Here is a 26,961-nt window from a genome sequence, read left to right on the forward strand (position 1 = left end):
GTCTGACACATGAATTCAATTCACATAGTTCATTTGCAGTAGTACAAAAAGTAGTACATGAAGGCTCAAAATTGGCCTTTGTGTTAACTATACCCGATATTCGTTTTGAAACAAGTTCAGGATGACACGAGACATTAATAAAATTCACAGCTATGTCCGGACTCATATTCAATCTCTTTATTTTTGTGCTGGCCTCTTTTATAGGCTTCGAACTCATCTCAAAAGTCCCCCCAACCCTGCACACTCCACTGATGTCAGGCGCCAATGCTATTTCGGGAATTACTATCCTTGGTGCGCTCATTGTTGCAGGACAAATCGACCATGTGGCTGCCCAATATATCGGCTTTGCTGCCATAGTTTTTGCAACGATTAACGTGGTAGGCGGATTTATGGTGACCGACCGCATGCTGGAAATGTTTAAGAAAAAAGATAAAACCAATGAGTGATTTTCTACCGCCATCCATACAGGCAATTTTACCCGATGTCATTCAGCTAATTTACCTTTTTGCTACAGGGGTTTTTATTACCGGGATTAAGCGACTCGGCTCTCCCGCTACCGCACGTTCGGGCAATCAGCTGGCTGCATTAGGGATGTTCATAGGTGTTATTGTAACGCTTTTTGATCAACAAATTATTACCTACGAATACATTATTGCTGGAATTGTCGTGGGTTCGGCCATTGGGATTACGGCCGCAAAAAAAGTAGAAATGACAGCCATGCCCGAGATGGTCGCTATTTTTAACGGTTTCGGCGGCGGGGCCTCTGCACTGGTCGCTTGGGGCGAATTCACACGCTTTGAGGCTACTGCTTTTGCCACACAGGATTTAGTGACCATTGGACTCAGTATACTGATTGGCTCTATCACCTTTACCGGAAGTTTTATTGCCTTTGGAAAACTCAAGGGCTTCATCAGTGGAAACCCCATTACCTTTCCGGGCCACAATATTTTTAATGGGCTGTTAACGGTAGGCACCTTGGGATTGGTTGGCTGGCTTACGTTTGATCCCACCAGTCAGCTCATATTCTGGTTGCTGTTTGCCATAGCACTGCTGCTTGGGATCTTGACAGTTATTCCCATCGGTGGCGCTGATATGCCGGTGGTTATTTCACTGTTGAACTCCTACTCGGGTATTGCTGCTTCAATGGCCGGTTTTGTAATCAATAATAACCTACTGATTATCAGTGGTGCATTAGTCGGGGCCGCGGGACTCATCCTCACAAACATCATGTGCAAAGCCATGAATCGCACATTGGGTAATGTATTGTTTGGGGCTTTCGGCGGAGATGGCGGTTCGGGTAGTGGACCTGCAGCTGATACCGACAAAACAGTGCGCGAAACCACCCCCGATGACGTGGCGCTTCAATGTGCTTATTCTGATAAAGTTGTGATTGTACCGGGATACGGCCTGGCTGTTGCACAAGCACAACACGTGCTTAAAGAAGTGGCCGATAAACTGGAGAAAAAAGGTGTAGAAGTAAAATACGGTATTCATCCTGTTGCAGGTCGGATGCCCGGCCACATGAACGTGCTACTGGCTGAGGCAGACGTACCCTACGATCAACTGTATGAGATGGAACAGATTAATCCGGAATTTAAATCAACGGATGTGGTGCTGATCATCGGAGCTAATGATGTAGTCAACCCGGTAGCCAAAACGGAGCCCGGCAGCCCTATTTACGGCATGCCCATCATGAATGTTGATGAAGCTGATCGAACGATAGTCTTTAAACGATCTTTGAGTCCCGGATTTGCCGGCATTGATAACCCACTTTTCTACAAAGAAACCAATCAGATGTTCTTCGGGGATGCCAAAGATTCACTACAGGCACTGAGTCAGGCGTTAGCTGAAGTATAGCAAGGTTCAGGATGCAGGTTTCAAGTATCTGTAATCCCGCCTTACTCAAATTCAACACATCCTTCGGTAGGTTGATATACGGCAGCGGATTGCTGATAAACAAGTTTACCTCCGAGATGTCCTACATAACCCAAGAAGCCGCAACCCGCAATAAGTAATATTGCCAACCCAACGTGTAGATATTTTTTTGTGATAAAAGTCAGATAGTCTTTAACGACCAGCCAATCAACAATTACAAAAGCTGAAAAAAGATATCCAACCGTAAAAGCAAAACGCTCATGCTCTTTGGCAATGGTGGGATCGCAAAGAGAGCGAGCCACCTGCCCGTCAGCAAGCGTGCCGGTATAAACTGCAATCCAGGCTCCAACTGTACCAATAAGCAGCAACAACCGACCAGATGGACGCAAAAAAGTATACCGTCGATGCAGCCAAAGACTGAGAATCCAAAATATACTGCCGATAAGAAGCAATCCTACCGGAATATGAACAACAAACGGGTGGATTAACTCCACCCGCCACATGCTTAATGGTTCCTGCATATTAATTTTTTGCTGAAATGTTATTCAAGAATCTCTACTCGCAACGGATCTAAGCGCTGACCTACTTTTTCGACCTCAACCCGCACTTTCTGGCCCATAGCCAAACTATCAAAAGGAACGGCAGTAGTATCTTTCACCAGCTCGGTCTCTTCGATAAAGTAAAGCTCCAACGTTTTGTTGTCAGCTGTCTTCACATAAATTTCCGATTCTTCAGCATTTACTTCCTGTATGGTCCCTTCATAGGTACCGCTTTCTACTACATCAGTCGACTCACCGCCGCAAGCAACAACAAGCATCAATAAGAAAGTTAAACTTCCAAGTTTCGTGATAATTGATTTCATAGTCTTTTTGATTGGATTAATGATAATTAGAATATCCTCCATAGAATTGTAAAGGTAAGGGGTTTGTACTTAGAAACAAATGTTAGCAACGTAATTACTATCATCATTTGATCCCCTGTTAAACTTTTTTGGTTCGTTAGTGTATGAATCAGTTTAATTTTGCTCGGCATCATGGCTATACGTTTCCATCGCTTTCCAAAAAAAGAGGGTTGCCAATATTCCGCAACAACTTAACACCAACATCAGTGCTTTAGCGGCACCGTAATCCCCAGTAAAAACCGTATCCATCAATAAACCGGTAAGAGGCGGACCAACCCCAAATCCCACCACACTAATTACAAACAGATACAATCCGCTTGCTAATGCCCGCATATTAGGTTTAACCAAATATTGCAAAATAGCGGCGGCAATTCCGTTATATGATGAGGAAATCACATTTGCCAATCCAATTAACACTAATGCCGTTACCGCCGACTCGGCAAACAATCCCACGTAATAAAGCGGCAAACATGCCAGGGCTGCCACCACGCCCGGTATAAATCGATACGAGGCCTTAAATTTTTGTGCCAGCCAGTCGGCTGCCTTGCCCGATGCCATTACACTGAGTCCCGTTGCCATCATAAACCAACCATATTGTGGAACCAACAAGGCTGCATCATGAATATCGGTTAGAACAATTCCGATAAATCCTAAAATTGTGTAGCCGGTAAACGCCATAAATGAGAATCCCAGAAAATGGTATCGCACTGTTTTTTTTCGGATGATATATCGAACGACCTCTCCAAAGGATTGCTCAATATCATATCGTTGATTCTCTTTGGGTTGCATGATGCCTCGAGGAAATTCCCTGATTAGAAACCAGGCAATCACTGCAATCAACAATCCGGGCGCTCCCACTGCCACCAGCGATGTACGCCAGTCATAGGCTTCGGCAATACCGCCGCCTACTAAAAAAGAAATCCCAATCCCTACGAAAATTCCTGCCGAATAAATAGAAAATACCGTACCCCGTTGTTCGGGCTTAAAATAATCCGAAAGTAACGAATACACCGCCGGACTCAGGGCTGACTCGCTAATCCCCACAAAAAAACGGGCCACGATAAGAAAAGTCAGAGAAGTAGCAAATCCGCTCACTACCGTCATCAGACTCCAGACCACCAATCCGGCAATAATCATCAGCTTACGAGAATAAATATCCGCCAAACGTCCCATCGGGATCCCACATAACGCATAGATAAACGAAAAGGCCGTTCCGTAGAGAATCCCAACCTGGAAATTGCTGAGTGAAAGTTCATCTTGAATACTCGGTGCCAATACCGCAATAATTTGGCGATCCACAAAACTGGAGATATAGATCAGTGTTAACAATCCGAGTACCAGCCAGGCATAGGGAGAAGAAACCAGTTCTCTGGCTTTCTGTTTAGGTAGCGTCATTGCTTTTGTTTTCCTTTATTTAGTGAAGCTAAAGGTAGGATAATTTGATTATTCATTTCTACCTTTTTCCGGAACAAACTTTCAGTCTTATTTTTGCGTTTTTAACCCCCTAAAATTATTGATTAAGAAATAGAACACATGCCAAAAACCAAACAGTACGAAGATCTTCCTAAACTCCCCCAAAAAACTGAAGAGGAGAAAGCTCGTGCCCAAGAAATTTTAGATCAGCTCTATGAACATTACCCCAATCCCCATTGTGCGTTGGATCATCGCAACCCATTTGAACTGCTCTGTGCCACCATCCTGAGTGCGCAATGCACTGATGTACGCGTCAATAAGACTACTCCTGATTTATTTGACGCCTACCCCACTCCCAAAGCCATGGCTGAAGCTCCTATCCAGGAATTAGAGGAGTTAGTGCGATCCACCGGATTTTATCGCAATAAAGCAAAAGCACTCAAACAATCCTCGCAAACCCTTGTTGAAAACCATGAGGGAGAAGTCCCTCAAAAGATGGACGACCTGCTGGAACTGTATGGGGTGGCACGCAAAACAGCCAACGTGGTGCTTGGCAATGCGTTTAATATTAATATAGGGGTCGTAGTTGATACCCATGTACGCCGGTTTTCCAATCGCTATGGGCTTACCGAACACGAAAAAAACACGGATAAGATCGAACGTGATCTGATGGCGCTGTTCCCTCGTGAACACTGGACCAATCTTTCGCATTTGATGATTCATCATGGCCGAAATGCCTGTAAGGCACGAATTTCTGAACCACCGGAGCACCCGCTTTGCAAACAATATGGAATTAACTGTGAGTGCCAAGCAATGCGAGAGAATTAATAAGTAGTATTATTTCATCCTGAATCTATCTTTCGATCTACATAAAAACTCTCTTTTGGGATACTAAAACGAGTTCAGAATAAAATATTTTTCTAAAAGGTTATTCTATGAGCCAGCAAAAACTTTTCGAATCTACGTCACAACCTATCCCTCCGTTACGACAGGATTTGCAAATAATTCCCATCAAAGAAAACGGAAGTGCATTCCTCTATTTCCATGATCAGCTGGAATATGCTACGCCTGACTTTGCATTACGTCGAGAGGCCGGTCAACTATTGTCGCTGTTTGACGGACAAAAAAGCATTAATGATCTCGAAAATCATTTAGGCCATGGGGTAAATAAAGATGACTTGCTTCAGTTCATCCAACTGTTGGACCAAAACCGGGTATTGGCTTCCAATTATTTTGAACATCATGCAGAGCGTATTGAAGCCGAATATGAGTCGAGGACCATACACAAGTCGGTAACCGCCGGAAACTCATATCCTTCCGAACCGGAGGAGCTAAAAAAATACCTGGATGAAGCTTTTGCCAAACACATTGATGAAAACTTAAAAACTTATGATACTGCCAAAGGGCTTTATGCTCCACATATTGATCCACGGGTAGGCTTGGACAGTTACGTTAAAGCATTTGCTCCTATCAGGGACCTAAACCCCAAGCGTGTAGTAATTCTGGCGACATCGCACTATGCCGGGCTTTATCCCGAGATTTATCAAAACGATCCTTTCATTTTGGTCGATAGGGATTTCGAAATGCCACTGGAAACGATTCCACGAGATCGACAGGCTATTGATCAGTTACAACAGACTGATGCCGATCTGGGCATTTCTTTCCATGATCGCGCCCACCGCATGGAACATAGCATAGAATTGCACCTTCTCTTTTTGAGCTATCTCTGGGATCACGATTATGAGATTGTGCCTTTTGTTATTCGCGGGCTGGATGATCTGTATTATTTGAAAGACGGGCATTTGGGGCAGCAGCTTGATAACTTCACTACATTTCTAAATAACAAATTTGGGAGTTCCGAAGACACCTTTTTCCTAATTAGCGGTGACCTTGCTCATTTTGGCAATAAGTTCGGTGATGATGCGGGCGCTTCAACCATGTTTGATGAGGTTAAACTCTTCGACCAGCAATTTTTAGAACACGGATCACAAAATAATCGCGCCGATATGCTCGAGCTTATGAAAGAAGATTATGATCCCTATCGCATTTGTGGATTCCCTCCGCTTTATACCTTTCTGCAATCTATGCCGGAGGTACAGGGAAAAATTCTTAGTTACGATTTGTGGGATGAGCGCGAACGGGATAGCGCCGTCACTTTTGGCTCTATTTTATACGAATAGAACACGAATGACGCTGGTCGAACTGTTTCCCGCAGAAAAATAATTCCAAAGGTTCAGTGGCTATCTGTGAAATCCATATTAGTCAGTGTTTTATTGATCCAGAATCTCCATCTTTTCTGCAAAGTAGGAAGTAAAATCACGCATATCTTCGGCCATTCCCTCTTCTTCAGTGGCATTTTCCAACGTATCAGCCATCGTTACCAACGTCTGATGAAAGAAGATTTTCATCTCGTCTTTGGTCATCTCTTTAGTCCACAAATCCAGGCGCAGAGTATCCTGTTTTTTGGGATCCCACATTGACAAAAACATCGCCTTGCAATTGGCAATGCCTTCCCCCTCTTTATCCGTGGCATTCCAGTCTATTTTTTCGGGGACATTATTATCGTCGAGTTCTACCGTGATACTAATTTCTTTTTTGTTGTCAGACATATCTTGCTTTTAAAAACTTAATTAAAGCACTTAGTGATTTTGTGAAAAGGAAATAAAAAAGGCCTCATCCATCAAAAAATGAACGAGGCCAAAATTACAAACTGCTATTGAAAATTAATAGCGGTAATGGTCAGGCTTGTACGGTCCCTCTTTGGGAACATCGATATATTCAGCCTGATCTTCCGTAAGCTCTTCAAGCTCTACACCAATTTTTTTGAGGTGCAAACGAGCTACTTTTTCATCCAGATCTTTTGGCAATACACTTACTTCCAGATTGAAATCTTCCGGGCGATTCCAAAGGGCAATCTGTGCCAGGGTCTGGTTGGTGAAGCTGTTTGACATCACAAACGAGGGATGTCCGGTAGCATTACCGAGATTCATTAGCCGACCTTCGGAAAGAAGTATAATCTCCTTGCCGTTGTCATCGAGTTTAAACAAGTCAACCTGCGGCTTGATATTATCGCGCTCAGAATGCTCTTTCAACCACGCCACATCAATCTCATTATCAAAGTGACCGATATTACCGACAATCGTCTTGTCCTTCATATTCTTGAAGTGACGCTCGGTAATGATATCCTTATTACCAGTAGCAGTTACAACAATGTCAGCTTCCTTAACGGCATCATCCATCTTCATTACTTCGTACCCTTCCATTGCGGCTTGAAGTGCACAGATGGGATCAATTTCCGTAACGATTACACGAGCACCGGCTCCACGCAATGAAGCGGCAGAACCTTTCCCGACGTCGCCATATCCGGCAACAACAGCAACCTTGCCAGCCAGCATAATATCAGTGGCACGCTTAACCGCATCTACACACGACTCGCGGCAGCCGTATTTATTATCAAATTTCGACTTTGTAACCGAGTCGTTAACATTGATGGCCGGAGCACCGAGCGTACCATTTTTTGCCATCTTATACAGGCGATTTACACCGGTCGTAGTCTCCTCAGAAATTCCGTTTATGCCGTCAAGCAGTTCGGGATAATCTTCGTGTACGAGCTTAGTAAGGTCACCGCCATCATCAAGAATCATATTAAGCGGTTCACCGTCCTCAAAGAAAAGCGTCTGCTCGATCGCCCACCAGAATTCTTTTTCATTCATTCCTTTCCAAGCGTACACCGGAATGCCCTGGTCAGCAATTGCAGCCGCCGCGTGATCCTGCGTTGAAAAGATATTGCAGGAAGACCATTGTACTTCGGCGCCCAACTCTACAAGAGTTTCAATCAATACTGCTGTTTGTACCGTCATATGCAGGCAGCCCGCTATGCGTGCCCCCTTCAACGGTTGTTCATCCCCATATTCTTCGCGGAGCGCCATCAGACCCGGCATTTCTGCCTCGGCCAAACGTATCTCTTTTCGGCCAAACTCAGCCAGTCCAATATCCTTAACTTTATAAGGAAGTTTCTCTTTTACCTTCTGTGCCATGAATTTTAATCCTTAATTTTCGTTTTGTGAAAGTTTATAAAAATACAAGATTTCCTGATACTACTCAAAAGTAACCAATAGTTTGAACTTCGTGTTCCCACTACATCTGTTTATGTTTATCGATAATTTTTTTCAGCTTCTCATAATCCCCTTGTGGACCGGATGTCCCCATCGATTGCTCTATTAAATTTCCCTCCGCATCTACATACACTTTATACGGAATGCCCTGCACTCCTAACTTTTGATGCAGATTATTGGAATCCATCAAATAGGTAAAGGTATAATCATGCTCCTCAGCAAATTGTCGGGCATCTTCTCGGGTATCAGTAAATCCCGGGGTCACAGCTAACACCACAAAGCGGTCCGGATATTCTTCCTGCACTTTTTGCATGGTCGGAAAACTTGCCAAACAGGGCTTACACCAAGTCTCCCAAAAATCGATTAAAACGACTTTCCCCTCAAAATCTGATAGTGCAACCTTTTCACCTTCAAGATTCGTAAATGTGGCCTGCTCAACATGGTCTGCATCGGTTAATTGTTGATCAGCTTGTTCCGTTGAGACTGAATCTTCTTTTTGCTGCTCTTCTGCTCCGCCACAGGCCATTAAACCAATAGCCAATAAAAGTATTAGTATCCAAGAGTAGTTTCTCATCTTATAAGATCTTATTAATTATTTTTTGCTCTCCAAAGATACAAAACAGAGAACACAAGAGAAGCATTCAACTAATATTATCTGCCGTTACTATAGCATCTAACTTTAAGATACCTGCCTTAATAAATTAAGGCATTAGTATTTTTTATTCACATTATTAATGTAAAATTTACAAATAGTTCACTTTTCTATGTTTTTTAATAGATTCTCTAAAAAAAGTTCTCCCCCTAACATTATTCGTTCTATATTGTTTTAAGTATAACATTAACAATAATTTATGGCTATGTATAACAGTTTCAAATCACTTTGGGTACTGGCTGTAATGGTATTGTATTCCAATATAGCTTTAGCACAGTTTACGGTATCCGGTACAGTAGTAGATGAACGAACCGGAGATATACTTGTAGGAGCAAACATTTTTCATGCTGAAACAAGTGCAGGTACCACCACAGATGTCGATGGAAAATTCTCTATTAAACTGCCTGGAACCCAAGCTACACTCCGCGTCAGTTATGTAGGATATATTGCCAAAAATGTCACCGTAGATTCAAACTCTGATGACATTACGATTGAACTCTCTTCTGATGTCGCCAATCTCGAAGAAGTTGTGGTAACCGGTTTGGCAAGCTCTATAAAAAGACAAAACCTGGCCAACTCTGTTACGTCGATCTCGGCTGAACAGCTTAGAGGTACTACACCAACTCAAACTCTCAGTTCTGATCTTTACGGTAAAATTCCCGGTGCCAATATCAGTGCCAATTCGGGTGCTCCGGGTGGAGGTATCTCTATGAGACTTCGTGGAGTTACAACCATAAACGGATCTTCAGAACCGCTTTATATAGTTGATGGCATTTATCTAAACAATGATGCTATTCCCAACGGATCTAATGCTGTAACGGCTGCAGCAGCCGGCGGAAGTGCTTCTAACCAAGATAACCCGGTAAACAGAATTGCCGATCTTAGTCCTGATGAGATTGAAAGTATCGAAGTGCTCAAGGGAGCATCAGCTGCAGCTATATACGGTCAACGAGCATCCAGCGGGGTGGTCATTATCCAAACGAAACGCGGCAGCGGCGGTAAGCCTCAGTTTAGCGCCTCCCAGTCGGTCGGTTTTAATACCATTATCAAAAAATTGGGTGCGCGTAACTTTACCGCTCAGACAGCTGAAGAGGCTTTCGGATCCACAGGACTGGCACTCTTTAATGAAGCCCAGAGCGCCGGACGTTTTCTTGACTATGAAGAACTGATGTATGGACGCGAAGGAATGCTGGCACGCACGCAAATTACCAGTAGCTTTGGCAACGAATCTACCAGTTTTTACGTAAGCGGAAGCCTCCAGAATGACGAGGGGATCATCCCAACGACCGGATATGAAAAACAGTCGATCCGCGCCAATATCGATCATCGGTTTACCAAAAATCTGAATATAAAAGTCTCCTCGAACTACATTCACTCTGAAACTTTTCGCGGGCTAACCAACAACGATAATACGGGTACAACCTTTGGTGTTTCCATGGTTGCCACACCTAACTTTATTGATCTACGCCCGGATGCAAGTGGTGTTTATCCAGCTCATCCTTTTAATTCAGCCAATCAGCTACAAACAAGGGATCTGTTTTCAAACGGAGAATTCGTAAACCGGGTATTAACTTCTGTCGAAGTTGACTATAGCATTATACAGAGTTCTAATCACGCGCTGAATTTAAGATTTACCGGAGGCGTTGATTACTTTAGTCAAAATAACAAGCTTATATTCCCGAGTGAATTACAGTTTGAACAGGCCAGCGGGTCACCCGGCACCTTGATTGAAACCAATACCAATAACCTGAACACAAATACTTCAGCATTACTGGTACATACGTTTACCGCCAACGATAACCTTTCACTGGTATCTCAGGCCGGTTACACTTCGTTTAATAATGATCAAAATCGGATCCTTAACGTCTCTAACGGAATTTTAGGTACGCAAACCAATGTAGATCAAGCAGTTTCAGTTCGCGTTGATCAAACTAAAATATTTCAGCGTGATCGCGGATTTTTTATCCAGGAAGAGCTGAATTTTGCCGATACCTATATTGGAACCATTGGGTTACGTGGGGATAAATCTGACCGCAATGGAGATGTTAACAAGATTTATTTGTATCCCAAAGCATCCTTTGCCTGGAATATTACCAACGAAGATTTTTGGTCTGCAGATGCAATTGACAATCTCAAGTTTAGAGTAGCTTACGGACAAACCGGTAATCTCTCTACTTTTGGAGCGAAGTTCACGTCTCTTGCACCAGCTAATATTGGCGGATTAGGCGGTGTGCTGCTCACAAATATCCGCGGTGTAGAAAATATCAAACCGGAACGCCAGCAAGAAATTGAGGGCGGATTCGATATTACTCTCAAAGACGGCGTGGCCTCACTCGAACTTACCGTCTATCAAAAACAGATCGAAGATATGCTGCTGCAACGTGAGCTCGAGCCTTCAACAGGGTTTAGCTTTGAAAGCTTTAATGCCGGAAAAATGCGCAACAGGGGCATCGAAATCAGCTTAAATCTATTACCTGTTAATAAACGAAATCTTAATTGGAACGCTAATATTAACTTCTGGAAAAACGTTTCCAAAGTGACCGATCTTCCGGTTCCCGCATTTGATGTCGGCGGCTTTGGTACTTCACTGGGCGTTTACCGAATCGAAGAAGGGAAATCAGCGACACAAATAGTTGGGCTTGATCCCGAAGTAGATAGTAATGGAAACCTGGTCACCGACGGAAATGGCAACCCGGTAATCCTCACCAAAAAGCTGGGAGACGGTGAGCCGGACTTTCAGGTTTCGATGCAGAATGAATTTAGGATCTTAAGAAACGTTGATTTTTCATTTTTGCTGCACTGGAAAAAGGGCGGTGATATGATCAACCTAACCGAACTCTTATATGACCTGAACGGGAATACGCCCGATTACGATGATACCGACCTGACATTTGCCGATTATCAAAATCAAGCGGCCGGAATAACCGACGATACCCCCAACGGTATAAAACGATTGAGCCTGCTGGGTATAAGTACCGATCAATTTGTGCAGGATGCCTCGTATCTGCGCCTCCGAGAAATCGGGCTGTACTATAATGTACCGGCCTCACTGCTTTCGAATATCAGCAGTGGTATTCGGGGTATTCGCCTGGGAGCATCTGCCACAAACCTGTTCACCCTTACGCCCTATCGCAGCTACGATCCGGAAGCATCAAATTTTGGTAATCAGCCTATTGCGCAAGGAATAGAGGTTGCTCCCTATCCTTCGTCCAAACAGTATTACTTCCATTTCAAGATAGACTTTTAACCTGCAGAGGTATCAATCATGTATCAAATAAATAAATTAGTACCGGTTTTTCTGCTGTTTCTCTTTGTATTGGGATTTTGGGGATGCGATATCATAAAAATTGAAGATCGCCCCGATCCGAATAATTCAGAGTTGCAGAACATTATCGATAATCCTTCACGCTCTGACATCAGTACTCTTGTGGCCGGAACAGAAGCAGGGTTACGTACCGAACTCCGTATCTATCACATAAATGTGGGGATGATCGGCCGTGAAATGTACCGATTCCTATCCGCAGAACCCCGCAATACCGGCGATCTTCTTGGAAAAGGGAACGCCCAGCTGGACGCAGGCTCCTACTACACTACTCGTCCCTGGGCTTCATTTTACACCGTAATTCGTAATACAAACATTATGATCCAGGCCGCAACCGCACTAAATAACGACGGTGTTTATTCGGCTGAAGAACTCAATGCGGCGCTCGGATACGCCCGAACGTTAAAAGCCTATCAGTATTTGATGGCGCTTACGCAAACCAACGAAAATGGTATTCGTGAGCAGGTGGAAGACGACATCTTTACCACCGGTGAGCTTCTTAGCAAAGAAGCTTCTTATCAACTTATTGCCAATTTATTGGACGACGCCGCTGCTAATCTTACCAATGCGGGACCTGCTTTTCCGTTTAGTTTTTCAGACGGTTTTGCAAATCTCGATACACCTGCAACATTTCGGGAGTTTAACCGCGCTTTGCGTGCCCGTGTTGAGGTTTATCGCCCCCAACCCGACTGGGATGCCGTGTTAACAACTATCCTTCCCGAATCCTTCATAGACGAATCCGCAGATTTACGCTTTGGTGCCTACCACGTATTTTCAACAGCCACCAACGATCTGTTAAATCAAGTTTTTGCTGATCCGCAAGCCGGATCGGGCGACAGCTGGGTAGCTCATAATTCCTGGGTAGAAGATGCGGAAGCCGGTGATCTGCGTATTGATCAAAAAGTACAACCTCGTAATGAACAGGCTGCCCTTGATGGGTTGGTGAGTGATTACGGGCTTTTCGTCTATCAATCGCAAACAGCTCCAATGCCCATTATCCGCAATGCAGAACTGCTGCTAATTAGGGCTGAAGCACTGGCACAACGCAATGCAATTGGAGACCTCGATGCTGCTGAAAATGATCTCAATGTCATTCGCAATGCGGCCGGGCTTGGAGATTTTAGCCGCGGCGCCGGTGGCCAAGCAGAAGTTATTGACGAGATGCTCAATCAACGTCGTTATGAACTATTCTTCGAAGGTCACCGATGGGTTGATATGCGTCGCTATGATCGACTCAATGACCTTCCTATTGACCGACAGGGGGATGAAGTATGGGTTTCCTTCCCCATCCCCGAAAATGAAAATATCAGTTCGTAATAAATAAATTACTACCCTTTAGCCAAGGTCATCTCAACAAAAAAATTTGGGATGGCCTTTTTTATTTATTTATCCCCAACCTCTGTTTTTGTATTTTAGGCGACTAATTATCGTGACGAATAAAATCAATCCATGCAAACATACGATTTCATCATCATTGGAGCCGGGATCGTCGGTCTTTCTACCGCTTATAAACTCTCCGAAGCGTATCCTGATTTAAATATTTTGGTGCTTGAAAAAGAAGACGAAGTGGCTGCCCATCAAACCGGAAATAATTCCGGCGTTATTCACTCAGGCATCTATTATCAACCCAACAGCTACCGTGCTAAAAACTGTGTGGAAGGGCGCCATCAACTTGTTGATTTTTGCAACCAACATGAGGTTAGTTATGAGATTTGCGGAAAAGTCATTGTCGCTACCAAAGAGGATGACCTTCCTCGTTTGGATAACATTTTTCAAACCGGTCAGATTAATGAGATTGAAGGGGTCAAAAAAATTGATCGACAGGAGTTAAAAGAAATTGAACCTTATGCCGAGGGCGTAAAAGCCATCCATGTGCCTTGCTCGGGCATCGTAGATTATGTGGGGGTCTGCAAAAAACTGCGACAGCTCATTGAAGCAAATGGCAATTATGTGAGTTGTAGCCAAAAAGTAACAAATATTAGTCAGAAGGCCGGCTCGCTTGTAGTTAAAACGACAACCGACTCCCTTACCGGCAAACATTTAATTAACTGTGCAGGGTTGTACAGCGACCATGTAGCCGAATCAGCAGGGGTAAATCCCGATATCCAAATTGTGCCCTTCCGAGGTGAGTATTATGAACTAAAGCCCGAGGTCCAGCATTTTGTCAACGGATTAATTTATCCCATGCCCAATCCTGCTTTCCCTTTTTTAGGCGTTCACTTTACCAAGATGGTTCGAGGCGCAATAGAATGCGGACCCAATGCCGTTTTCGCCTTCAAGCGCGAAGGCTACGACAAGCTCTCTTTTGATATGGAAGAAACCATCGAAACCCTCAACTTCCCCGGCTTCTATAATCTGGCCCGCAAATACTGGAAGATGGGTCTGGATGAATGGTATCGATCCTTTTCCAAAAGAGCGTTTGTCAAAGGACTCCAAGAACTAATTCCTGCCATTCGTTCCGAACATTTAAAGCCATCCCCATCCGGCGTGCGAGCCATGGCCCTAAAACCAAATGGCGAAATCCTTGATGATTTTCAGTTTGAGGTCACACAAAATGAAATTCACGTGCTCAATGCCCCAAGCCCCGCAGCCACTGCCGGACTTGCCATCGGTGATGAAATTCTAAAGCGAGCTGAAAAGGCTTTCATGTAGATTCGCTAACAAACAACACCTTAGTACTGCAAGATCCACTGCTTCAAGGAACATCCTTTTACCTTGCAAAGGCATCTAAATATTGGTATATCTTCCTTCTATGGATATACCTGTTCAAACCTCCGCTCCAAAAATTCACACTGACGAACAAACCCTTCGACTGTATGCCAATGATGCATCCAGCTATGAGGAATTGCCCGAAGGTGTAGCTTTTCCAAAGTCGCGAAAAGACATTACAAAACTTGTTCAATGGGCCAGCGAAAATGGCAAGAATATCACTGCCCGTGGAGCCGGTACCAGCCTTGCAGGGCAAACAACCGGCGGTGGCATCATCATGGATGTGGGACGAAATATGAACCGCATCTTTGCGATCAACCCTGATCGACAAATTGCCCACGTACAGCCGGGCGTTATTCGGGATAGCTTAAATCGCCAAGCCGACCAATATAATCTGCTATTTGGACCTGATACGGCAACGACCAATCGCTGCATGATTGGCGGGATGATCGGCAACAATTCTTGCGGCATATTTTCTATCAAATACCAAACCACCCGAGAGCACCTCCTTGAAATTGAGACTGTATTAAGTGACGGGTCACATGCTACATTCAGACCGCTTTCGGAGACAGAACTGGCAGCAAAAATGGAGCTCGATACCTTCGAGGGCCACATCTATCGAGAAATCATTTCGCTGGTCCAAGACCATCGCGACAAAATTCTGGAAAACTACCCGCATCCGGAAATCATACGCCGAAATACGGGATACGCCCTCGATCGCCTTTGCGAGATGCAGCCATTTAATTCGGACGGACGTAAGTTCAATATGGCTGAGCTGTTATGCGGTAGTGAGGGGACGCTGGCTATGACGGCTTCGGCCAAACTAAATCTACTGCCCCAAGATTCCGAATCCATAATTTTAGCGCCCCATTTTTCTACCATTCGAAAAGCACTTGAAGCCACGGTCGAAATCGTCGAAGAAGATCCCGCAGCCGTAGAACTGGTTGATGATGTTATCCTCAACGCTACTAAAGGAAATATCGAACAGCGCGAAAACCGATTCTTTTTGGATGGGGATCCCAAGGCAGTTCTCATTGTCCAGCTCGATGGGGATGATATTGATCAGCTCCGACCTAAAGCCGAGCGACTTTCTGAAAAGTTACAGAAGCTTAGGCTCAGTGAATATACGCCGATCATCACAGATGAAAGTAAAATGCAGCGTGTCTGGAATCTTCGTAAAGCGGGGTTAGGATTACTGATGGGACTCGGATCGGAAGGACGAACCCCTACTTTCGCTGAAGATACGGCTGTTCGCGTTCCTGATTTGCCTGACTATATTGATGATTTCCAAAAGATTTTAGATAAACACGACACCAACTGCGTGTTTTATGCACACGCTTCGGTGGGAGAACTACACTTACGTCCGGTGATCAACCTGCAAAAATCGGATGAGATTGAGAAAATGAAAACGATGGCCGGTGAAATTGCTGATCTGGTACGGAATTACCGCGGATCGCTGTCCGGCGAACATGGTGATGGCCGAGCACGAGCTCCATATATCGAAAAAGTACTTGGACCAGAAATGATGCCGCTGCTTAAAAAGGTAAAGCAGATCTGGGATCCCGAAAATATATTCAATCCCGGTAAAATTACGGAACCAAAGCCGATGGAACAGGACCTGCGATACTCTCCATCGTATCAAAAACCTAAAGTGAACACCCAGTTCAACTGGCGAAAAGAGGAAAGTTTTGCGGATGCTGTTGAGCTTTGCAATGGAGCCGGTGTTTGCCGAAAGCTGGCTGACAGCGGTGGAACCATGTGTCCAAGCTATATGGCCACGAAAGAGGAAAAAGATTCTACCCGCGGACGTGCGAATCTGTTTCGTCAGCTTTTTTCCGGCAAGCAAAAAGAAGCGTTTAAATCAGAAGAACTTAAAGATGCCCTTGACTTGTGCCTGAGTTGTAAAGCCTGTAAAAGTGAATGTCCTGCCAATGTGGATATGGCTAAGATGAAAGCTGAGTTTACCCAAGGTTGGCATGAAGAATACGGAATTTCGCTGGGAGAACGATTTTTCGGTCAGGCAGCTAAGCTCTACCCAATAGCTTCTCTGTTTCCAAAAGTTACCAATTGGGCTATAAACCAAAATTCTATCAAAGAATTATTGTACAAGTTTTTGGGAATCGACAAGCGGCGAGACCTACCGACTTTTGCTGATCAAACATTTCTAAATTGGTATAGAAATCGAAGTAAACAAAGCGACGGGAAAGAAGTAATGCTCTTAGTAGATATCTTTACCAATTACCATGAACCGCAAATTGGTAAAGCAGCTGTTCAGTTTCTGGAGTCGCATGGCTATAAGGTAATAGTACCTGGTTTTCACGAAACAGGCCGACCTCAAATTTCTAAAGGCATGCTTGATCATGCGAAACAAATTCTTGAGCAAAACCTGCCCAGGCTGGCACAATTTGCGAGCCGGGAAATTCCTATTGTGGGCCTTGAGCCCTCTGAAATTCTTACCCTCCGAGATGAATACCTCGATTTATGTGATGAAGAGCAGGTTCAATCAGCACAAAAAGTAGCTGATAGCAGTTACACCTTTGAGGAATTCGCGGCTAATATACTGGCCGAATCTCCTTTATCCCCAAAAAACAAGAAGGTATTTGTACACGGACATTGCCACGCCAAATCACTTATTGGCAATTCGGCCATTCGCAAAATGCTGGAAGGGGCCGGTTATGAAGTTGTAGTTGGCGACACCGGCTGCTGCGGGATGGCCGGCAGCTTTGGTTATGAGGCCGATCACTACGAGGTATCAATGAATATTGGGAAACAACGGCTATTCCCCGCCCTGCAAAATCTCACGGAAGATACACTAATCTGTGCACCGGGATTTTCGTGCCGTCATCAGATAAAAGATGGAAGCAATTTAGAAGCACACCATCCCGCACAACTGCTCGCTGAAAATTTAGGCTAAAAAATCATTCCGGAGGCAACCCTCATAACAATACTGCTGTATAGGTAAGAAACGGACTCCAGCAATCTAATCACAATTATGGGGGATTTATTATGCTTATCAGCAACCATCGCAATATACTTTTGACTATTGTTGTGTCTTTGTTTCTGACTATCGCAGGATGCAGCGAATCGAGTACAGACACCGGCAACGAAAACAATAACAACAACCAAAATCAATCTACAAGCTTTCAGAGCGGAAACATAGCACCCGGAGGAACGTTTAGCTACATATTTGAGGAAGAGGAAACAGTTGATTATTACTGTACTATCCATTCACCGGATATGACCGGTCAAATTACTGTTACGAGTAATGTGGCAGCCGTAGATCGAGATACCGTTAGCATGGAAGGCGACCAGTTTGTCCCCGAAAACCTTGAGGTAGCACCCAATACCGAGGTCGTATGGGTCAACAACCAAGATCACGATCATAATATACAAACAGGTAGTCCCTCCTCAGGTAGTAGCGGAGGTGACCCAAACTATTGATTCATTCAATGTAAATCTACACTGATCTCATCTGGTCCTAATCTGCAGACTTCTATTATCCAGCTTCCCTTGCTTTGAGGTTGGATGCGCAAGTATCCAACCTCTTTTTTATATCTTTTTCTTTTCAATCGGAAAACCGGCTTCCATCCAGGATCGAATTCCACCGGCCAGCGATTTCACATTGTGATATCCCATCTTCTGGAGGTTGTCAGCAGCCAGAGCTGAGCGATACCCACCCCCGCAGTACAATATAATTTCTTCATCCATATCGGGATACTCTTCTTCGATGTCACGTTCTAAAATTCCCCGTCCAAGATATTCAGCCCCTGCAATACGTGTACTTTCCCATTCATCCTGCTCGCGGATATCTAACAACACAAAATCCGCATTAGATTTCTGCTTCTTTCTCACTTCTTCAGGGGTGATTTCGTCAATACGGGTTTTGGAATCATCAACAAGTGTTACAAACCGATCAGAGTGAGGTTTTCCCATAACAAAATAATTTTTATCCTACCTGATTTGCACCAATGTTAACAGATTAGAATGTCAATACATTTTATCTATATGCTATCGGTAAAAATAGGTGGCAAATTCAAAAGATACTCTAACAAAAATCTGTCTCGGAGCCTCGGAATTCAAGATGACAGATTAATTTTTAAAAGTATTTTTATTGATTAATTCTTGTGCACTTTCAAGCGCAGCTTCCGTAATATCCTCGCCACTCATCAGCGTTGCTACTTCCGTTACATGCTCATTATCATTTAATGGAATTATACGGGATACCGTTCGCCCATCTTCTTCTACCTTCTGCACTTTGTAATGTTTGTGAGCCTGACTTGCAATCTGCGGCTGATGCGTAATAGCAATAATCTGGCACCGCTCAGAAAGTCGCCGCATCATACGCCCTACTTTTTCTGATATCTCACCACTAATTCCAGTATCAATCTCATCAAATATCATTACTGGCAAGCTCTGCTCGCGGGCTATAATAGATTTAAGCGCAAGCATTACACGGCTAATTTCTCCACCGGATGCAATTTTGGCCAGCGGCTTTGGCTCTTCGCCCTTATTGGTAGAAATATACAGTCGAACCTCATCACTCCCATGCTCGGTGCATGCCACCGGTTGACCATCAATCGTTATCCAGCCTTGAGATTCCGACGTTACCATCCAATCCACTCGCACCTCAAAATTAGCATGTGGTATTCCCAGCTTATTTAGTTCATTCTCAATCTGATTCGACAGTTGCTCACCAACCTTTTTGCGAACATTGTGTAAGGTCCGTGCTTTCTCGGTCAGCGCCTCAGCTTGGTCAGCAATCTTCTTCTCCAGCTTCTCAATTTCAAGATCAAAATTTTCGGCCAGACTCAGTTCTTTTTTTATCTCGCGCAAGTATTCTATCAGTTCCGGAATGCTACGATGATATTTTTTCTGCAAACTGTTAAGCAGGTTCTGGCGCTGACGAAGTTTTTCAAGCCGATTTGGATTAAATTCGATCTTGCTGCGATATCGTTCAGCAAACTGTACCGTTTCTCGAATACTAATGCGCGCCGAGGAAATTTCTTCTAAATAACTTTTAAATTCGGGTTCAATACGGGCAATGTCTTCTAAGTGCAACTTAATCTGATTCAGCAATTCCATCACATTGATCTCGTCACGGTCACCCATTTCCACGATTGCCCCTGCTTTCTGATCAAGTTCTTCGGCATTATCCAGCAGATGAATCTCCTCATCAAGTTTTTCCTCCTCATCAGGATCGAGCTCAGCGTCCTCCAGTTCTTCAACCTGGAATCGGTACAATTCAACTTTTTCCTGGAGCTCGGCCTCACGCTTTTTCAGGCTCCGCAATTCTTTTCGAAGTTCCAGCATCTCTTCATACGATTGACTATATGCTTTCAATGCCGGCTTCACATCAGCAAATCCATCAATAACCCCTCGATGATTTTCATCCTTAAGTAACATCTGATGATCGTGTTGCCCATGCAGATCTACCAAGTAATTTCCCACTTCTCGTAATACCGAAATATTTACCGGCGTATCATTAATAAAACCCCTGCTGCCCGACGAGCGAATCTCGCGTCTAAGAATAAGTTCAGAACGAACTTCAACGGCATTTTTTTCGAGAAGAGTATTGATCTCATCATATTTTCCAACCTGTATAATCGCTTCGGCAATAGCTTTATCGGCCCCCTGGCGAATGACTTCGGTATCAGCACGTTCACCTAAAATCATATTCAGCGCTCCGATGATAATTGACTTACCCGCTCCAGTTTGACCGGTTAGAATATTCAACCCTTCCTGAAACGAGACTTCCAGCTCATCGATCAGTGCAAAATCTTTTATGTAAAGTGATTGTATCATAGCCGTCTGTTTTTCAATTGGGAACTAAAAGTACAAAAAATTGAACACGGATTTTCGCAAAACTGGTTCGTGAACTTTAATTAAAAATATAACCATCCAACGCCACTTATCTCCTGATCATTTTGATCCTAAAATAAAAAAGGCCCCCGCTTTTACGGGAGCCTAATTTGTTTATGCCCTCAAGGTATCTATCTTAATGAACAGTCATAGGTAAGACCCTTAAGGAGGTCAATCCTTACAAAATAATTTCAAAAATTTTGTAATTTCTTTAGCAGTTATAAAAATATTTATTTAAAACCACCTGATGCCCAATAATAACAGCGATCAATTTCAAGAATACCATCTGAAAGTTCCGGTTAATGAAACAACGGGCACTCGTTTAGACAAATACCTGGCTTCCCAAATCGATGATACATCACGCACCAAGATACAGGCAGCAATTAAAGAGGGTTATGTAACAGTCAATGGGAAAGAAGAAAAATCATCTTATAATGTAGAGCCCGGTGATGTTTTGGATGTACGCATTCCCATTCCAAAACCTCCTGAAGTAACCCCTGAAGAAATACCACTGGATATTGTTTATGAGGATGATGATCTGCTGCTTGTAAATAAAAGTGCCAATATGGTTGTTCATCCCGCTACCGGGAACTGGTCGGGCACGCTGGTTAATGGGTTAATGTGGCACACCGATGAGCTTTCGGAGCCTGAGGAAGATACTGTTCGACCCGGCATTGTACACCGGCTCGATAAAGACACGAGCGGATTGCTCGTTGTCGCCAAAAACGACAAAACCCATCGCATTCTCAGTAAATATTTCAGGGAAAAGGATATTGAACGTACCTACTGGGCTATCGTCTGGGGTACACCGGAGGAAAAAGAAGGAACGATTACCGGAGCTATTGGGCGCGATCCGCATAACAGAAAACGAATGGCAGTAGTCCCGGAAGACAAAGGAAAAAGTGCCACGACCCATTACAAAGTTCTTGAATATTTTGATCATTTAACGCTGCTGGAACTCAAACTGGAGACCGGCCGCACGCATCAGATTCGCGTGCACCTGGCCGATAACAACCTGTGGGTTTTGGGGGATAAAAAATACGGCGGTGATTCAGTACGATACGGTCCCAACACCGGGAGCCGCAGGCAGATGTTCCAGAATCTTTTTGCTTCCCTTCAACGTCAGTGCCTGCATGCCAAAACGCTTGGATTTGAACATCCTACTACGGGAGAAATGGTGGAGTTTGATTCGGAACTGCCGGGCGACTTTCAACAGGTATTGGGGATGCTTCGACAGAATTGTAAGCCGAAGCATATTTATTAAATAAAAGCACCCTACTTTATTATACCCCTGATATATCTATATACAGAAGTATAAGATTAGAAATATCAGATATTAAAATAATATCCCTCAAAGTAGATCCTGAAACGAGTTCAGGATTACACTATAGTCGATTCTTCTGATAACTTTAGTTTTATTTTAAAAAGCCAATCAATAAAAAGGGAGTCCATTTTAAAATGGACTCCCTTTAATTTTCTGCGACCTGAATAAAAAACTAACTCTCGATATCAAAGCTCGCTTCTAATGCCGCTTTAATTCTTGAGATAGTCTCTTCTAAATGAGCTTTTGTATAATTGTTAAAGTCGTAAGTGGGTGGAGCAAGACGAGCTTCTAAATTATTTTGCAACATTTGAAGTTGCTGTCGTGCTATTGAACGAGCATCTGCAGGCATATCATCGGGCGTCACTGTTATCAGTTTCACCATTCTATTCAAGTGATTCCGTTGTAAATCCCGGCGGTTACTATCAATATTTTGTCCGGGAGATGTCAGTGCCTCCGACCAGATCGATTCGGTCAACACACTCATCAACTCTGGAATGGTCACCGTTTGGTCTGCCCCAAACTTTACCTCGGTATCTCTTATCCGGGACAACCGAACGGGATCTAACAGCTGCTCCAGCAATGAGCTCTGAATACCCAGCATCGTTTCGTGCAGCGGATAATCTACACGACCGCCGTAAGTTGTATTATTGCCCCAGTGGCTCCAGCGATTGGCTCCCATTTTCTGGAAAATATCCTGTGGTAACTGTACGGCATCTTCTGCAAATGCAAAATCCACGATCATATTGAGCGCTTCTTTCTGCTCTTGGTAATCCACCGGCTCAAACGGCATACGTCCATCAGGATCGCCTACATGATCACGATACTGATGCTGCCCGCCGATATATTTAATGGCCGGCGTCAGCACACGGGCATACTGGTACAGATAACTTTGAAACAGATCCGTCGCTTTATAATAGGGAGCGTTATCCGCTAATTTTATATCACTGATTTTAGGAATCAACCCTTTAAGCAACTCGGCTCGTTCCTTACCCCAGGCCAGTGGATCAGATCCCAAATCAAATACATTCACATGCGGATCTACGGCCCCTACTCCACGGGCATCTTCATCTGTGCCATAAGCGTGACCGGGTTGTGCTGCCTGGCGTGCAATTTCTTTAGCTTTTTCATCATCAGGGGTATATCCGTACGAAATCACCCACCGGTCATAAGATCCCACCCCAGGATTATAATAGTAAGCATCTTCGGATTTATCTTTAGGATGGAGATTGATCGACGGATATTCCATTGCCGAGCTGAACACTCCGTTTTCTTCTCCCCACTCCTTATCATAGAGCTTATCAAGGGGCGTATCTATAGACGAACGGAAGTTATGACGCAGGCCCAGCGTATGGCCCACTTCGTGCATGGTCACCCACTTTAGTGCCTGATCCACAAATTCCTTGGGCACCGGATCACCGGGCTTAATCTGTCCATTTGCCAACAAAAAGCTATGTATAAGATCAAACTGGGCATTCATTTCGCTATAGAAAGATTTCGTTTTAACTCCCTGACTCATGTAGGCCAACTCTTCTTCACTAACATTGAAAACCTCATCAATAGCCGTCCGGGGCTCAACCAGGTTTCGGTAAGCATCCTTGTCACCCAACAGCATTGAGGCTTCAAAAAGGATATCAGCATCCAGGATCTCCCCTGTCCGGGGATCAACCACTGACGGACCAATAGCTCCATAACCGGGCTGATCTGATGTACTCCAGCGCAAGGTTGGGTACCGAATATCTTCGGCCATTGCCTCTTCGGGCAACATTTTTGCCTGTACTGCATCTTTGAATCCGGCATCTTCAAAGGCATCAGACCACGCCTCGATACCATCCATCATTGCCTCACGATATTTTTCGGGAACGGTGTGATCGATATAATATGTGATCGGTTTTTTGGGCGTACAAAGCTCTCCTTCGTCTACTTCCTCTTCGCACTGCAGTCGCCAGCGGTTAACGTAGCGTTTGAAAAAATCGTTGGATTCATCCGAAAAGTCTTTATGCACTGTCATAAAATAGCCCGTCCGATCATCAGCCATACGAGGTTTCATCGGCTCCTCGGGAAGCTTCACCATCGTATAAAACAACGAAAGGGGGATATATCGTCCGTCAGGAACTGTTCTGGGAGCATTGTTTCCGGAGGGATTATTAAATGTCAACTTGGCCTGAATATTCACGTTATCAGGAAAGGCCTGTATTCTTTCAAGATGAGATCGGTTCTTATCAAACGTAACACGTCCCGGCTGACCATTTTCTCCGACCGTATACGCCAATCTCTGTGAAATTCCTGACAGGTCACCGACAAACCAATCATAAACGTTGATCAACATTTGCGAACTGTCGGCATTGAATGCCTCAACTTTCGATGTCTCTACAACAGAACTGCCATAAGCAAGATTCAGCGCCTTATTCAGTACCTTATCTCCGCCCGCTGTATAACGATGCGGATGTTGAATCAACATAATTTTACCTTCATGTTTTTCAAGGGATACAACCAGCCCTTCAAAAATAGAAAGCATGCTACCACCATAAAGTCCGGCTGCTCCAATACCGCGAGCAAGTTCAAAATTCATCAGGAAAAGTTCATTTAACTGATCCTCGGATACCGATAAATAAAGATCGCTGTCTTTTTTATAGAAATCGAAATAACCTTCGTACTTATCGGCGTCTTTGGTAAGCTCCTCGTATTTATTTTCCTGCTGTGCATCTTTTTTCTGTTTATTTACTGCTTGCTCGGACGTTGAACAACTCGTAAATACCAAACCGACGCACAATAGTATCAGAAATGAGTGTTTCATATCGTTTTATTTTTAGTGATAGATTAGGGTATAAATTATTTAAAAATATTAAAACAGAATGCTTTACGGTGAGAAATAAAAAATGTTTTGACATGTTAATATCAAACGCGAAAATTTCCAAGACAATAGAGTTGAAATGATATAAATATAGGCGTATCTTTGCCCTCTTATTGAATTGCGCCTGTAGCTCAACTGGATAGAGCACCTGATTACGGATCAGGAGGTTAGGGGTTCGAATCCTCTCAGGCGTACTTTTCTTTTTTAGCTCAAAAACCCCGTTTATTAACCGATAAGCGGGGTTTTTTGTTGGTATATACACTAACTACCATCCCACCTTTTCGGGAAACCTTTTCCCTATTCGCCCCTATTTTCCTTGTTCGGTACTACATATGGTACTACATTACTGGTGTATACTTAAACCAACACGATCCAATTTGTCATGGCCAGTTTAACCAAACGAAACGGGTACTACTCGATAGTTTTTAAAACCACCGTAAATGGAAAGTCTTACAAAAAGACCTATGCCCTCGGGACCAAATACAAAAAGATAGCCGATCAAAAAAAGCTGGAATACCAAAAGCTGTATGATGCAGGCAAAATAAATCCGTTTGACGATAATTGGAACCTCCAGGAATATGAAAAAGAACAAGAGCTGGAAGGCACCTCTCTTACCAGTCCAATTATTAGTACTCTTCAGAAACAGTTTTTAAAGGATAAAACAAACGTAACAGCCAAGACCAAAAAAACTTATCGGCAAATTATTAGCCAATTTATGGAAGAGGTGGGATACAGTATGCCTGTAACCATGATCAACAGTAGTGATATCAAAAAGTTTTGCTTGAAGCCTCACCTGGCCAACGCCTCCAAAAAGAACTATCTCATACATCTTAAAGCTTTTTTCAACTGGATCGTAGATAAAGAAATTCTGGATTCCAATCCTTGCGATAATATTGGCATCCCTAAAACGCGTGATAACCTCGTAGATAAAATTATCGATGAGGAACAGCTCAACGAAATATTCGAGAAGTTTAAAGCCTATCAGAAAAAGCACCAAGAGTCGGGAGCTATCAAAACCGATCAGCAAAAACAGCATTGGTTTATTCCACTTATCACCCTCGCCTTTTATACCGGACTACGAAGAAAGGAAATCATTCAGCTTCGATGGGAGCATGTAAATCTTGGTAGTCGGTTTCTCCGCGTTACCGACACCAAGAATGGTTACGAACGTACTGTACCAATTTTTGATACTCTTTACACCGAACTTAAACGATGGAAAGTATTTAACGGCAATCCTAAGAAGGGGCTCGTGTTTCCAAGTCCAATGTCAGTACCCGGTGGAGAAAAAGCCCTAAGAGGAGGTAATGTATCCAAACGCTTCAAATACTTTGCAACTGAAGAAGCCAACCTTAAAGACTCTATCCATTTTCATGGTCTCCGGCACTCTTGTGCTACATTTCTATTGCGCAACGGTTTCAACGTAATAGAAGTAAAGAACATGCTGGGACACAAAAGCCTGGAAGTGACTAACAAATATGTTCATTTGGTCGCTAATGACTTGCTGAATACGGCCAATAGAAATGGCCTTATAACGAACCAGACCGGATAGAGATTTTTCTTAAAAAATGTTGATTTAAAAAGTGCATTTTGTTCTGAAAAGTCATTTCTTTTTGCGGCAAAAAATAACGCATCAAAGGACGATTCATGACAGAACAGAACCCCAAAGATTCTCTGCTCCAAACAATAGCTACCCTCGAAGCCAAACTAGATTTCGTATTAGATTCCATCATGGTCAAACCTGACAAATCGAAATATATGACCGCTAAAGACATTCAGGTGGAATTTGGAATCTCTCATCGCACTGTCCTAAACCGAAGTAATTTTCTTCCAGGCCACAAAAAACATATTCCCAGTTTTCAGGCAGGTGATCGTCGTAAGTACTTTGAACGGCGTGTAATTGAACGGCTATTCAAGCAGAATGAATAGCATGCCTGCTACAA

General features: G+C 43.7%; 21 protein-coding genes and 1 tRNA gene. 13 read left to right on the top strand and 9 right to left on the bottom strand.

Annotated features, from left to right (window positions below; all coding sequences use genetic code 11):
• The first annotated feature begins 152 nt into the window (after window positions 1-152).
• Window positions 153-446, top strand: a complete 294-nt coding sequence (locus tag ACQ76V_RS07320; RefSeq protein WP_440999835.1) for an NAD(P) transhydrogenase subunit alpha — start codon at window positions 153-155, stop codon at window positions 444-446.
• A complete protein-coding gene (locus tag ACQ76V_RS07325; protein ID WP_440999836.1) occupies window positions 439-1,857 on the top strand; it encodes an NAD(P)(+) transhydrogenase (Re/Si-specific) subunit beta in 1,419 nt (472 codons plus the stop codon). Before ACQ76V_RS07320 ends, ACQ76V_RS07325 begins: the two co-directional genes overlap by 8 nt.
• Before the next feature lie 41 nt (window positions 1,858-1,898).
• Here ACQ76V_RS07325 and ACQ76V_RS07330 read toward each other — a convergent pair whose 3' ends face one another.
• From ACQ76V_RS07330 to ACQ76V_RS07340, 3 genes are all read right to left on the bottom strand, one after another.
• Window positions 1,899-2,396 carry a DUF2231 domain-containing protein gene (locus ACQ76V_RS07330; RefSeq protein ID WP_440999837.1) on the bottom strand — a complete coding sequence of 166 codons (498 nt, stop codon included), beginning with the start codon at window positions 2,394-2,396 and terminating at the stop codon, window positions 1,899-1,901.
• A 20-nt stretch (window positions 2,397-2,416) separates the two neighbouring features.
• On the bottom strand, window positions 2,417-2,737 hold the full coding sequence (locus ACQ76V_RS07335) for a hypothetical protein (RefSeq protein ID WP_440999838.1): 321 nt from the start codon (window positions 2,735-2,737) through the stop codon (window positions 2,417-2,419).
• A gap of 153 nt (window positions 2,738-2,890) precedes the next feature.
• Window positions 2,891-4,171 (bottom strand): spinster family MFS transporter, encoded by a 1,281-nt coding sequence (locus ACQ76V_RS07340; protein ID WP_440999839.1) that lies wholly within the window; start codon window positions 4,169-4,171, stop codon window positions 2,891-2,893.
• Between the two features lie 138 nt (window positions 4,172-4,309).
• Here ACQ76V_RS07340 and nth point away from each other — a divergent pair, with 138 nt between their 5' ends.
• Together nth and amrB are read left to right on the top strand one after the other, a co-directional pair.
• On the top strand, window positions 4,310-5,017 hold the full coding sequence (gene nth, locus ACQ76V_RS07345) for an endonuclease III (RefSeq protein WP_440999840.1): 708 nt from the start codon (window positions 4,310-4,312) through the stop codon (window positions 5,015-5,017).
• Between the two features lie 107 nt (window positions 5,018-5,124).
• Entirely contained in the window at window positions 5,125-6,369 is a 1,245-nt protein-coding gene (amrB, locus tag ACQ76V_RS07350; protein WP_440999841.1) for an AmmeMemoRadiSam system protein B, read from the top strand.
• Between the two features lie 90 nt (window positions 6,370-6,459).
• On the opposite strand, the gene gldC is transcribed toward amrB, so the two are convergent.
• From gldC to ACQ76V_RS07365, 3 genes are all read right to left on the bottom strand, one after another.
• Window positions 6,460-6,798, bottom strand: coding sequence for a gliding motility protein GldC (gene gldC / locus ACQ76V_RS07355; RefSeq protein WP_440999842.1), 339 nt, complete (start codon window positions 6,796-6,798; stop codon window positions 6,460-6,462).
• Window positions 6,799-6,912: 114 nt separating this feature from the next.
• Window positions 6,913-8,226, bottom strand: coding sequence for an adenosylhomocysteinase (ahcY, locus tag ACQ76V_RS07360; protein WP_440999843.1), 1,314 nt, complete (start codon window positions 8,224-8,226; stop codon window positions 6,913-6,915).
• 100 nt (window positions 8,227-8,326) lie between these two features.
• Window positions 8,327-8,878, bottom strand: a complete 552-nt coding sequence (locus tag ACQ76V_RS07365) for a TlpA family protein disulfide reductase (RefSeq protein WP_440999844.1) — start codon at window positions 8,876-8,878, stop codon at window positions 8,327-8,329.
• Window positions 8,879-9,161: 283 nt separating this feature from the next.
• Here ACQ76V_RS07365 and ACQ76V_RS07370 point away from each other — a divergent pair, with 283 nt between their 5' ends.
• From ACQ76V_RS07370 to ACQ76V_RS07390, 5 genes are all read left to right on the top strand, one after another.
• Window positions 9,162-12,203, top strand: a complete 3,042-nt coding sequence (locus ACQ76V_RS07370) for a SusC/RagA family TonB-linked outer membrane protein (RefSeq protein ID WP_440999845.1) — start codon at window positions 9,162-9,164, stop codon at window positions 12,201-12,203.
• A gap of 18 nt (window positions 12,204-12,221) precedes the next feature.
• Window positions 12,222-13,595 carry a RagB/SusD family nutrient uptake outer membrane protein gene (locus tag ACQ76V_RS07375; RefSeq protein WP_440999846.1) on the top strand — a complete coding sequence of 458 codons (1,374 nt, stop codon included), beginning with the start codon at window positions 12,222-12,224 and terminating at the stop codon, window positions 13,593-13,595.
• Window positions 13,596-13,727: 132 nt separating this feature from the next.
• A complete protein-coding gene (gene lhgO, locus ACQ76V_RS07380; protein ID WP_440999847.1) occupies window positions 13,728-14,930 on the top strand; it encodes an L-2-hydroxyglutarate oxidase in 1,203 nt (400 codons plus the stop codon).
• Between the two features lie 100 nt (window positions 14,931-15,030).
• Window positions 15,031-17,901 carry an FAD-binding and (Fe-S)-binding domain-containing protein gene (locus ACQ76V_RS07385; protein ID WP_440999848.1) on the top strand — a complete coding sequence of 957 codons (2,871 nt, stop codon included), beginning with the start codon at window positions 15,031-15,033 and terminating at the stop codon, window positions 17,899-17,901.
• 92 nt (window positions 17,902-17,993) lie between these two features.
• On the top strand, window positions 17,994-18,428 hold the full coding sequence (locus ACQ76V_RS07390) for a plastocyanin/azurin family copper-binding protein (protein WP_440999849.1): 435 nt from the start codon (window positions 17,994-17,996) through the stop codon (window positions 18,426-18,428).
• Between the two features lie 108 nt (window positions 18,429-18,536).
• Here the strand turns inward: ACQ76V_RS07390 and ACQ76V_RS07395 are convergent, their stop codons facing one another.
• Window positions 18,537-18,920, bottom strand: coding sequence for a rhodanese-like domain-containing protein (locus tag ACQ76V_RS07395; protein WP_440999850.1), 384 nt, complete (start codon window positions 18,918-18,920; stop codon window positions 18,537-18,539).
• Window positions 18,921-19,076: 156 nt separating this feature from the next.
• Window positions 19,077-20,789, bottom strand: coding sequence for a DNA repair protein RecN (recN, locus tag ACQ76V_RS07400; protein WP_440999851.1), 1,713 nt, complete (start codon window positions 20,787-20,789; stop codon window positions 19,077-19,079).
• Window positions 20,790-21,093: 304 nt separating this feature from the next.
• On the opposite strand from recN, the gene ACQ76V_RS07405 reads away from it, so the two are divergent.
• Window positions 21,094-22,110, top strand: coding sequence for an RluA family pseudouridine synthase (locus ACQ76V_RS07405; RefSeq protein WP_440999852.1), 1,017 nt, complete (start codon window positions 21,094-21,096; stop codon window positions 22,108-22,110).
• Between the two features lie 232 nt (window positions 22,111-22,342).
• Here ACQ76V_RS07405 and ACQ76V_RS07410 read toward each other — a convergent pair whose 3' ends face one another.
• Window positions 22,343-24,964: a zinc-dependent metalloprotease gene (locus ACQ76V_RS07410; protein ID WP_440999853.1), complete on the bottom strand. Its 2,622-nt coding sequence runs from the start codon at window positions 24,962-24,964 to the stop codon at window positions 22,343-22,345.
• Between the two features lie 177 nt (window positions 24,965-25,141).
• Between ACQ76V_RS07410 and ACQ76V_RS07415 the strand changes: the two genes are divergently transcribed.
• The 3 genes from ACQ76V_RS07415 to ACQ76V_RS07425 all read left to right on the top strand — a co-directional run bounded on the left by ACQ76V_RS07415 (window position 25,142) and on the right by ACQ76V_RS07425 (window position 26,947).
• Window positions 25,142-25,215, top strand: a tRNA-Arg gene (locus tag ACQ76V_RS07415).
• Between the two features lie 188 nt (window positions 25,216-25,403).
• Window positions 25,404-26,570, top strand: a complete 1,167-nt coding sequence (locus ACQ76V_RS07420) for a tyrosine-type recombinase/integrase (protein WP_440999854.1) — start codon at window positions 25,404-25,406, stop codon at window positions 26,568-26,570.
• A gap of 95 nt (window positions 26,571-26,665) precedes the next feature.
• Window positions 26,666-26,947, top strand: coding sequence for a hypothetical protein (locus ACQ76V_RS07425; protein WP_440999855.1), 282 nt, complete (start codon window positions 26,666-26,668; stop codon window positions 26,945-26,947).
• The last annotated feature ends 14 nt before the right edge of the window (window positions 26,948-26,961 follow it).

It is taken from the genome of Fodinibius sp. SL11, from assembly GCF_052060035.1.
Lineage (GTDB): Bacteria > Bacteroidota > Rhodothermia > Balneolales > Balneolaceae > Fodinibius.